This is a genomic window from Paraburkholderia monticola (assembly GCF_001580545.1).
Taxonomy (GTDB): Bacteria; Pseudomonadota; Gammaproteobacteria; order Burkholderiales; family Burkholderiaceae; genus Paraburkholderia; species Paraburkholderia monticola.
On the sequence record NZ_LRBG01000022.1, the window covers coordinates 557,410 to 567,520 of the forward strand.

Consider the following 10,111-nt stretch of genomic DNA (forward strand, 5'->3'; position numbering starts at 1 on the left):
TGGATCGAACCGTCGCAGGGAGGCACGATGCTCGACACAGGCGACCACGCGGCCAGTTTCAAGGCCCAGTCACGGCAAGGTTCGGACGACACAGCTCGCCGCGCACGAGGCGCGAGCGAGCGCACGCGGCAGCCCGGCAACCCCGCTCAATCGCTCGACGATTTCCTGCGCGACGTGCGCTTCGATGCCAACGATCCGCTCGCGCTCGGTGCGCTGCTCGCGAAGCTGATCGAGCGCGGCTTCGATCGCCCGCCGAGCTTGCCGTTGCCGGGGCGCGGCGAGACGCTGGTGCGCTGGCGCGCACTGGCGGCCGTTGCCGCGACCGACCTCGGTCTCGTCAAACTGTTCGAAGGCCATACCGATGCGCTCGCGATTCTCGCCGAGCTCGATGGCCCCGTGCCGCCCATGGCAAGCCGCTGGGGCGTGTGGGCCGCCGAGGCACCGGACGCGCGCGTGAGTGCCGCGAGTGCCGCGAGTGCCGCGAGTGCCGCGGGTGGCATCAACCAGGGAATCCGAAACGTCTCCGCCGAAGGCGCTCAGCTGCGCCTGTCCGGCACCAAGGCGTGGTGCTCCGGCGCGCGAACGCTGACCCATGCGCTCGTGACCGCATGGCGCGATGACGAGCCCGTGCTCGCGGCCGTCGCAATGAACCAGCGCTCGATCTCGATCGATGAATCGAAGTGGCAGGCCGTCGGCATGCGGGCGACCGCGAGCGCGGACGTCACGTTTGACGACACGGCGGCGACGCTCGTCGGCGCACCGCAGGCGTATCTGCTCCGCGCGGGCTTCTGGCATGGCGGCGCCGGTATCGCCGCGTGCTGGTACGGTGCGGCCGCGCAGATCGGCCGCACGCTGCGCGACGCCTGCGCTCAGCGCGCCGATGCGCATCGCCTCGCGCATCTCGGTGCGACGGATGTCGCCTTGCAGGCCGCCGCCGCGGTGCTGCGCGAGAGCGCCACGTGGATCGACGCGAACCCATCGGCGGACGCGCAGCGAGTCGCATTGCGCGCGCGGCTTGTCGTCGAGCAGGCCGCCAGCGCCGTGATCGATCACGCAACGCGCGCGCTCGGTGCGGGCCCGTTGTGCCGCAACGCGCGCTTCGCACGCGCGCTCGCCGATCTGCCTGTGTTTCTGCGGCAAAGCCACGCCGAGCGCGATCTCGCCGCGCTCGGCGAGCGGCTTGCCACAGCCGGTGAGACGACTGCCGCGTTTCTATCGCCGCACGCGTCCACGCATCCCGATCCGCCGTGGGCGCTATGACGCCTTCTTCCCCAGCCTTCGGAGGATCGCTGATATGAGCACGACGATGCTGTACTTCGATGAACTCTACCGACGCAGCGACGACCCGTGGCGTCTGCGCGAAGGCTGGTACGAACGCCGCAAGCGTTCGTTGACGCTCGCGCTGCTGCCGCGGCCGCGCTATCGCAACGCGTTCGAACCGGCCTGCGCGAACGGTGAGTTGACGGCTGAGCTCGCGCGGCGTTGCGACGCGCTGCTCGCCGCCGATCTGCACGCGCGCGCCGTCGAGCTTGCGCGCGAACGCGTGGCGGGGGCATCGAACGTGCGGATCGAACAGCGCACGGTGCCGCGCGAATGGCCGAGGGAGGATGGGCCCTTCGATCTGATCGTGATCAGCGAATTCGCGTACTACCTCGACGCGGCCGAGCTTGAAACGCTGGCCGCGCGCATCGCCGGATCGTTGACGACGGACGGCACGCTGCTCGCCTGTCATTGGCGCCGGCCGTTCGCCGAAGCGCGGGAATCCGCCGACCACGCGCATGCGCTGTTCGATGCGCGCTGCGCACTCGCGCGTCTCGCGCATCACGACGAGGCCGATCTGCTGATCGACGTGTGGTCGCGCGACCCACGTTCGGTCGCGCAATGCGAGGGGCTTCTATGATCGGCGTGATCGTTCCGGCGCATAACGAAGAAGCGTTGATCGCGGGGTGCCTCGCGGCGTTGCTCGAAGCGTCGCGGCACGACGCGCTCGCCGGCGAGCCCGTGCGGATCGTCGTCGCGCTCGACGCGTGCAGCGATTTTAGCGGCGCGATCGCGCGCGCCTACGGCGTGCAGACGCTCTCGCTGAAGGCGCGCAACGTCGGTGTCGCGCGGGCGCTCGGCGCGTCGCTGGTGCTCGCGCAAGGCGCGCGCTGGCTCGCGTTCACCGATGCCGATAGCCGCGTGTCGCCCAACTGGCTGGCCGCGCAACTGGCGCTCGACGCCGATGCGGTATGCGGCTCGATCGCCGTCGACGACTGGAGCGCGCATCCGCACAGCGTGCGCGAATACTTTCGCAAGACCTATGTGGACGCCGACGGACATCGTCACGTGCATGGCGCGAACCTTGGCGTCTCGGCGGATGCCTATCGGCGCGCGGGCGGCTTTCCGCCGCTCAGGTGCAGCGAGGATGTCGCGCTCGTCGATCGACTGATCGCGACTGGCGCGCGCATCGCGTGGAGCGCCGCGCCGCGCGTGACCACGAGCGCGCGCGCCGCAGCTCGCGTGCGCGGCGGTTTCAGCGACACGCTGATCGCGTGGGCGACCGGTAGCGCGCCGGCCTGAACGACGAGCGGGCGAGGAGGGCGAACATGATGGAGGCAATTTTCGTTCTATTCGGCGAAGGCAGGAGTCTCGACCCGTTGCAGATGGGCCTGCGCTCGATCGTCGTGTTCGTGATCGCGCTGGTGCTGATCCGCGTATCGGGGCGACGCTCGTTCGGTCAACGCTCGCCGTTCGATTCGGTCGTCGTGATTCTGCTCGGCGCGACGCTGAGCCGGGCGATCGTCGGCGCGTCGCCGTTTATCGCGACCGTGGTCGCGTCGTTCGCGATCGTCGCCTGTCACCGGATGCTCGCGTGGGCGTGCATGCGGTCGCGTCGCTTCGAACGGCTGGTGGGCGGCGCCGAACGCGAGGTGTTCAGCAACGGCCAGTTCAACGCGAACGAAATGCATGCGGCGCTCGTCACGCGCACCGACGTCGAGGAAAGCGTGCGGCAGAAGACCGGCTCGCGCTCGATGGACGACGTGGCCGCCGCGATTCTCGAACGCAACGGCGAAGTCAGCGTGATCCACAAGCGCGCGTGAGCGCGCGAATACGTGAAGGGCGGGGCGGCTACGGCAGACGCGCCGACGCGCTCAGCCACGCCCGCCGCGCGAGATCTCTTCGCCCGCGCCGCGCGGCAAGCGCAGCGTGACCGGAATCGAGGCGAACGAGCACAGGCCGACCACGAGGAACGCGGGCCAGAAATCCGACCACATGATGCTCGGATGCCCATGCAGCGCGCGCGAAATCTGCAGCACGATCCCGCCGACCGTCACGCCGAGGCCGAGCGACATCTGCTGCACGACGCTGCCGAGGCTCGTTGCGCGGCCGACGTCGCGGCTCGCGATCTCCGCGTAGGTCAGCGAATTGAGGCTCGTGAACTGCAGCGCGGGGAAGAAGCCGCCGAGCAGCACGACGACCCAGATGATCCACGTCGGCGTGTGGGGGAAGAAGAGCCCGCACGCGGCGATCGAAAGGCCCGACAGCGCGGCGTTGAACACCAGCACCTGGCGAAAACCGAAACGGCGCAGCACGGTGGAGGCGACCGTGCGCATGAACATGCCGCCGAACGCGGACGCGCAGGTGATCAGCCCTGATTGGAACGCGCTCATGCCGTGACCTTCCTGCAGCAGCAGCGGCAGCAGGAACGGCAACGCGCCGAGGCCGATGCGAAACAGCGAGCCGCCGAGCACGCTCGCCTGGAAGGTCGGCACCTTGAAAAAGCGCAGGTCGAGCAGCGGCAACGCGGCGCGCTGCGCGTACACGACATAGATCGCGAGCAGCACCGCGCCGATCCCGCACATACCGAACGCGTCCAGATTCGAAATCAGTTCGCCGCCGACCAGCGAGAGGCCGAGCAACAGCAGCACCGCGCCCGCCGCGGACAGCAGGAAGCCGATCCAGTCGAGCGGACCGGGGTCGGGCTCGCGCGTGTTGGCGATATAGCGATTGGTCAGATAGATGCCGAGGATGCCGATCGGCACGTTGATGAAGAAGATCAGCCGCCAGTGCAGATAGGTGGTGATGAAGCCGCCGAGCAGCGGACCCGCGGCGGGGCCGAGCATCGCGGGCACGCTCAGGTAGTTCATCGCGCGGATGAAGTCGGCTTTCTCCACCACGCGAAAAATGATGATCCGCCCGACGGGCACCATCATCGCGCCGCCGACGCCCTGAATGAAACGCGCAATCGTAAAGGTGGCGAGCGAGTTCGACGCCGCGCACAACAGCGAGCCCGTCACGAAGATGCCGATTGCCGTGCGAAACACCGTGCGCGCGCCGAACTTGTCGGCGAGCCAGCCGCACACCGGGATGAACACGCCGAGCCCGAGCACGTAGCTCGTGACCGCGATTTTCAGCGTGACCGGATCGCGCCCGAAATCGCGCGCCATGGCCGGCAGCGCGGTGACGATCACGTTGGCGTCGACGCTTTCCATGAACATCGCGCAGGCGACGATTAGGGGCGCAATCAGAGCTTTCTGAATCTGGGCGACGGTCATGACGGCGAGGCTGCGGTAAAGCGTCGCAGGCAAAGGGGTCATTATTGCACCTGTACGGTGCGGATTGTTAACACCCGGCCGATCGATGCCGCCCTTTTACGGTTTTCTGCAGCCGTCGCGCGAATGTGGTGTCGCAACGTCGCTAAATGATTAATTTTTGTTGCGGCGCGCCATGAGAAGACTATAATCGGGTTATTGCTTAGGTATAAACCCTAATGAGGAGCCAGTCATGAACACTGCATCGAACGCTGTCCGTTCCACTCCCGCCACCACGTTCTTCGGCAAGCTGCGCGCGCTCGCGCTGCATGCGCTGAATCTGCATCTGCAGAACTGCGCCGTGATCGCCGAGGCGCATCGCCGCCCGAACTAAGCCCCGGCAGGCGTCGCCCGCGGGCCGCTCAGGCCCCCGCTATTGTGTCGATGCCCGCTCGCGTAGCGGGCATTGCGCTTTGTGGCCCCCGTTAAGCGGAGCCTGCGCAGTGCGTCAGTCCCGCGTTCGCGACGGCGCTTTGCGCGTGTGCGTCGCGCGCATCGACAGGGTGCTGATCAGCAGCACCACCGCAGCCAGTCCCACCAGATAAACGCCCGCTGCCAGCCAATCCTGAGCTGCCATCGCCATCCCCCTTCCTGATCCGGACCTTCATACGGTGCGTGCCGCGCACGCGGCGCCGGTCGCCGCTCCGGGTCGTGCATCGCGCTTCTGATCCTGATTACGGCACGTGCCGGCCGAATCTTGATGCCGCTTTGCCCGAATCGATGCCACGCATCGCGCGCGCAGGCATTACAATCGCGCGCTTTTGACGCGCGCCGCGCAAGCGAACTGACAGCAAAATAGCTAATGCTGTCAACCTTTTGCACGATTTGCCGTTATCACTTTGTAATCGCCGCCACAGGCGATCCCGCGCGCGACGACCCGTCGACGCGACCGCTCCTCGCAAGGCCCGCATTGACCATGTTTCACCGACTTCAACACAGGTTCGAACGCCTCGGCGCGCTGCTCGGCCGCACAGCGAAAGCGCTGGGCAGCCGGGGGCTTCTGTCGCCCGTGCTGGCGCTCGTCATTTGCGGGCTGTTGCTGGTCGTGCTGCAACATCTGTCGGAGGCGGTGGATTACCGGTCGGTGATCCGTGAGCTGCGTGAGCTGTCGGCGCGCGAGTGGATCGGCGCGCTCGGCGCGACCGCGCTCAGCTACGTCGCCCTCGTCGGGCGCGACGCGGTCGGGCTGCGCTATCTCGGCGCGAGCGTGCCGCGTGCGGCGCTGTGGGTGGGGGCGACCGCCGGCTCGGCGCTCGGCAATGCGACCGGTTTCGGCGCGCTGACAGGCGGGGCGGTGCGCGTGCGCGTCTACGGCGTCGCGAATATCACGGCCGCGCAGATCGGCCGCATGACGGTGTTCACGAGCGTGTCGCTCGCGCTCGCGCTCGTGTTGATGACCGCGCTCGGCATGGTCTGCATGGCCGGCCAACTGGCGCCGATGCTGCATCTTTCGCCAGTCGCGCTGCGCTGGAGCGGCGCGGCGCTGCTGATCGCGCTGGCGCTCGCCGCCGCCGCGTGCCGCCGCGAAACGCGGCCGGTCCGCACACGCTGGCAATGGCTGTCGTTCGATATTCCAGCGCGCCGCGATCTGCTTGCGCAGGTCGCGCTGGCGGTGCTCGACGTGATCGCCGCGGGTCTCGCGCTGTGGGCATTGCTGCCGCATGCGAATGTGAGCTTCGTCGGCTTCATCACGGTCTACGCGGCCGCGATGCTGCTCGGCATGATCGGCCATACGCCCGGCGGCGTCGGTGTGTTCGAGGCGGCGATGGTGTTCACGCTCTCCGGCAGCGTGCAGATGCATCAGATGGTCGCCGCGCTGCTCGCTTATCGAGCGATCTATTTTGGCGTGCCGCTGGTCGTCTCCGCGGCGCTGCTCGCGGGCTTCGAGGGGCGCGCGCTGAAGAGCCGTCTGTCGCTGTTGCAGGCGGAGCGAGTGTCGGAACTCGCGCCGCTGTTTCTGAGCCTCGTCACGTTCGTGGTCGGCGGCATGCTGGTGATTTCGAGCGCGACGCCGGCGTTCTGGCAGCGCATTCATATGCTTCGCGACGTCGTGCCGCTGTGGGTGCTCGAAGGCTCGCAGATGCTGTGCAGCGTGCTCGGCGTGCTGCTGCTGTTCGTCGCGCGCGGACTGCTGCGGCGGCTCGACGCCGCCTGGTGGATGACGCTCGGTCTCGCCGTGCTGAGCCTCGCGCTGTCGCTGACCAAAGGTCTCGCGTTCGTCGAAGCCGGTGTGCTCGGCATGCTGATCGTCTTGCTGCTCGCGACGCGCAAGCGCTTCAACCGTCATTCGTCGCTGTTCGCCGAGCGCTTTACGGCCGGCTGGCTCGTGTCGGTCGCGATGGTGCTGATGTTCGCGACGTGGGTCATGCTATTCGCCTTCCGTGACGTGCCGTACACACGCGACCTGTGGTGGCAATTCGCGTTCGACGAGCGCGCGCCGCGCGCATTGCGCGCGACGCTTGCCGCGGCCCTGTTCGCCGCGACGTTCTCGTTCTGGCAGTTGCTGCGTCCGGCGCCGGGCCGCTTCGTCAAGCCCGAGCCTGAAGATCTACACGACGCCGCGCGGATCGTGCGCGCGCAGGAGCGCAGCGACGCCGGTCTCGCCCTGATGGGCGACAAGAGCTTCCTGTTTTCGGAGTCGCGTGAGGCGTTCCTGATGTACGCCAAATACGGCCGCACGTGGGCCGCATTGCACGATCCGGTGGGTCCGCGCGAAGAGTGGGCGGGCCTCATCAGCAAGTTCGTCGCGCTCGCGCATGCGCACGGCGGCCGCGCCGCGTTCTACCAGGTACGCGCGAACGCGCTGCCGCTGTACCTCGACGCGGGTCTCACGCTGATGAAGCTCGGCGAGGAAGCGCACGTCGTGCTCGACGACTTCGATCTGAAGGGCTCGCATCGCGCGCATCTGCGCTATGCGCTCAAGCGCGGCGAGCGTGACGGCTTCACCGTCGAAGTGATCGATCAGGCGAATGTGCCGGCGTCGCTCGAAACGCTGCGCGGCATTTCCGACGGCTGGCTCGACAGCCGCGACGCGCGCGAGAAGAGCTTCTCGGTCGCGGCGTTCAATGACGAATACCTGGCCGCGCAATCGGTGATGCTGGTGCGCCAGAACGGCGAGCCGCTCGCGTTCGTGACCTTCATGACGACCGATATGAATACCGAGGCGACCGTCGGCGTGATGCGTCACGTCGAAAGCGCGTCGCCTTATGCGATGGAATATCTGTTCACGCAGCTCGCGCTGCATCTGAAAGAGGCGGGCTTCCGCTCGCTCAGTCTCGGCATTGCGCCGCTCTCAGGCGTGCAGCCCACGCCACTCGCGTCGCGCTGGCACCGGCTGGCCGGCATCGTGTGGCGCTTCGGCGGCCGCTTCTATAACTTCCGCGGCCTGCGTGCTTTCAAGAGCAAGTTCCAGCCGCGCTGGGAGCCGCGCTATCTCGCGGCATCCGGCTCGGGCGTGTTCTTCACGCTCGCGGACCTGTCGCTGCTGGCAGGAGGCCGGCGTTCATGACATTGCATCCGTTTTTCCGGCTCGCCGTCGCGGCGAGCGTTCTCTGCTGCGGCGCGCTCGCGCACGCGGCCACCACCACCGTGCCGGGCGGCCGCTATGGCGACGTGCGCGTCACGCAGCCCGAGGGGCCGCTGCGTGGCTTCGTCGTGCTGTATTCGCAGGCCAGCGGCTGGAGCGCGGCCGATCAGCAAAGCGCCGATGCGCTCGCGAAAGCGGGCGCGTTGACGGTCGGTGTCGATACCGCGCGCTACGCGGCCAACCTCGCCGCGATGAAGGAAACCTGCCATCAGCTGGTGGGCGATGCCGAAGCGCTGAGCCATCAACTCGAACGGCAATCGCAGTCGAGCCACTATTTCGCGCCGATCGTCGCGGGTACGGGGCAGGGCGCGACGCTCGCGATGCACGTGCTCGAGCAGGCGCCGTCCAATACGATCGCCGGCGCGGTGTCGGTCGATGCCGAGCACAGGCTCGACGCGCGCTTTGAACCGTGCGCGCCCGATCCGACCGTGATTCGCGACAAGGTGCCGGGTTTCGTCGAAAAGGCGAGCACGGGCAATGCCGATCGCGCGCGTCTCGTTGCGCTGGTGACGCCGCATCTGCAGGCGCTTTCGACGAGCGACGACGACGTCTCCGATCTGCCGCTGATCGAGTTGCCGGCCGCGCATCCGAATGGCTTGATGGCGATCGTGATTTCCGGCGACGGCGGCTGGCGCGATCTCGACAAGACGATCGCGCAGGCGCTGCAGAAGGATGGCGTGTCCGTGATCGGCTGGGACAGCCTGCGCTATTTCTGGAGCGAAAAGCCGCCCGCGCAAACGAGCCGCGATCTCGCGCGCGTGATGCAAACCTACGGCGCGCGCTGGCACGCGCAGCACGTCGCACTGATCGGCTATTCGTTCGGCGCCGACGTGATGCCGTTCGCGTATAACCGTCTGCCGCAGGCGCAGCGCGATAAGGTGTCGCTGATTTCGCTGCTCGGCTTCGCGCCCGACGCCGATTTCCAGATCCGCGTCGGCGGCTGGCTCGGTATGCCCGCGAGCGACAAGGCGCTGAACGTGCGGCCCGAGTTGACTCATGTGCCGCCGTCGATCGTCCAATGCTTCTATGGCGAGAGCGAAACCGACACGCTGTGTCCGACGCTCGACAAGACCGGCGTCGAAGTGATCCGCACCTCCGGCGATCATCACTTTGGTCGCGACTACAACGTGCTCGAGCAGCGGATTCTCACGGCGTTCAAAAAGCAGAGCGGCGTGCGCGATTGATTGCGGCGCTGGTCGTATGGGCGGGGCGCGCTGGCTGGCGCGCCCCGTTTTTTTATGGGCCGGGCGCACCGGCACGCGGTCATTGAATCGCTCTGCGGTAACGGCATTGATTAGGGTGGCTGACGATTTACAGTTCGGCAGTGCTCGATGAGATTTGACCGCGTACCCTTCTCGTGAGGTGCCGAGCCCGATGATCGCCCTCGCTGACGCGCGGAAAGCCTCAAGGTTCGCAAAGATTGACAAAGCCCGCCAAGTCGACGAAGATCGCTGCCATGAACTGCCTCGACATCCGTATTGCGCTGATTATTAGCATCATTCATCGAATGGTGGGTTAGCGCGCGTCGACTTGTAGTGACACATAACCCGCCAAACGAGGCGGGTTTTTTTATGTCCGCTTTCAGGTTCATTCTCTGCCTGCCTCCTGGCGAACATGCTGCGATCGTGATCGATCGCCGTTGATTCGTTGTTGCATCGGATATTGCCACCCAGGAGCTTGCCGTGCTGTTAACCGAACTCGAACGGGCCGTCGCAACGGCCGGGCGCGTCGCGCCTTCTCACGACTACCTGAAGAAGATCCTCACCGCCCGCGTCTACGACGTCGCGCGCGAGACCGAACTCGAACGCGCGCCGAACCTGTCGGCGCGGCTGCGCAACCCGGTCTATCTGAAGCGCGAGGACAACCAGCCGGTGTTCTCGTTCAAGCTGCGCGGCGCGTACAACAAGATGGCGCATATTCCGGCCGAGGCGCCAGGAGGGGGTGTGTATAA

Annotated in this window: 10 protein-coding genes; 8 read left to right on the forward strand and 2 right to left on the reverse strand. The window is 66.9% G+C overall.

The window, feature by feature from the left end:
- Window positions 1-27 precede the first annotated feature (27 nt).
- From CI15_RS19320 to CI15_RS19335, 4 genes are read left to right on the forward strand one after another with little or no spacing between them, the layout of a single operon-like run.
- On the forward strand, window positions 28-1,260 hold the full coding sequence (locus tag CI15_RS19320) for an acyl-CoA dehydrogenase family protein (protein WP_062129926.1): 1,233 nt from the start codon (window positions 28-30) through the stop codon (window positions 1,258-1,260).
- 34 nt (window positions 1,261-1,294) lie between these two features.
- Window positions 1,295-1,900: a class I SAM-dependent methyltransferase gene (locus CI15_RS19325; protein ID WP_062129876.1), complete on the forward strand. Its 606-nt coding sequence runs from the start codon at window positions 1,295-1,297 to the stop codon at window positions 1,898-1,900.
- Window positions 1,897-2,562 (forward strand): glycosyltransferase family 2 protein, encoded by a 666-nt coding sequence (locus CI15_RS19330; RefSeq protein ID WP_062129877.1) that lies wholly within the window; start codon window positions 1,897-1,899, stop codon window positions 2,560-2,562. The genes CI15_RS19325 and CI15_RS19330 overlap by 4 nt, the downstream gene beginning before the upstream one ends.
- 26 nt (window positions 2,563-2,588) lie before the next feature.
- Window positions 2,589-3,083, forward strand: a complete 495-nt coding sequence (locus CI15_RS19335; protein WP_062129878.1) for a DUF421 domain-containing protein — start codon at window positions 2,589-2,591, stop codon at window positions 3,081-3,083.
- Between the two features lie 51 nt (window positions 3,084-3,134).
- Here the strand turns inward: CI15_RS19335 and CI15_RS19340 are convergent, their stop codons facing one another.
- On the reverse strand, window positions 3,135-4,538 hold the full coding sequence (locus tag CI15_RS19340) for an MFS transporter (protein WP_062129927.1): 1,404 nt from the start codon (window positions 4,536-4,538) through the stop codon (window positions 3,135-3,137).
- A 229-nt stretch (window positions 4,539-4,767) separates the two neighbouring features.
- On the opposite strand from CI15_RS19340, the gene CI15_RS37325 reads away from it, so the two are divergent.
- Window positions 4,768-4,908: a hypothetical protein gene (locus tag CI15_RS37325; protein ID WP_162842054.1), complete on the forward strand. Its 141-nt coding sequence runs from the start codon at window positions 4,768-4,770 to the stop codon at window positions 4,906-4,908.
- A gap of 114 nt (window positions 4,909-5,022) precedes the next feature.
- Here CI15_RS37325 and CI15_RS38060 read toward each other — a convergent pair whose 3' ends face one another.
- Window positions 5,023-5,151 carry a hypothetical protein gene (locus CI15_RS38060; protein WP_277621040.1) on the reverse strand — a complete coding sequence of 43 codons (129 nt, stop codon included), beginning with the start codon at window positions 5,149-5,151 and terminating at the stop codon, window positions 5,023-5,025.
- Between the two features lie 339 nt (window positions 5,152-5,490).
- Between CI15_RS38060 and mprF the strand changes: the two genes are divergently transcribed.
- The 3 genes from mprF to CI15_RS19355 all read left to right on the forward strand — a co-directional run.
- The gene (gene mprF, locus CI15_RS19345; RefSeq protein WP_062129879.1) at window positions 5,491-8,082 is read left to right on the forward strand and encodes a bifunctional lysylphosphatidylglycerol flippase/synthetase MprF; all 2,592 of its coding nucleotides are present in this window, start codon (window positions 5,491-5,493) and stop codon (window positions 8,080-8,082) included.
- Window positions 8,079-9,344, forward strand: a complete 1,266-nt coding sequence (locus tag CI15_RS19350; RefSeq protein WP_062129880.1) for a virulence factor family protein — start codon at window positions 8,079-8,081, stop codon at window positions 9,342-9,344. Before mprF ends, CI15_RS19350 begins: the two co-directional genes overlap by 4 nt.
- Before the next feature lie 498 nt (window positions 9,345-9,842).
- A partial coding sequence (locus tag CI15_RS19355; RefSeq protein ID WP_153041143.1) for a pyridoxal-phosphate dependent enzyme occupies window positions 9,843-10,111 on the forward strand: 269 nt, incomplete at its 3' end.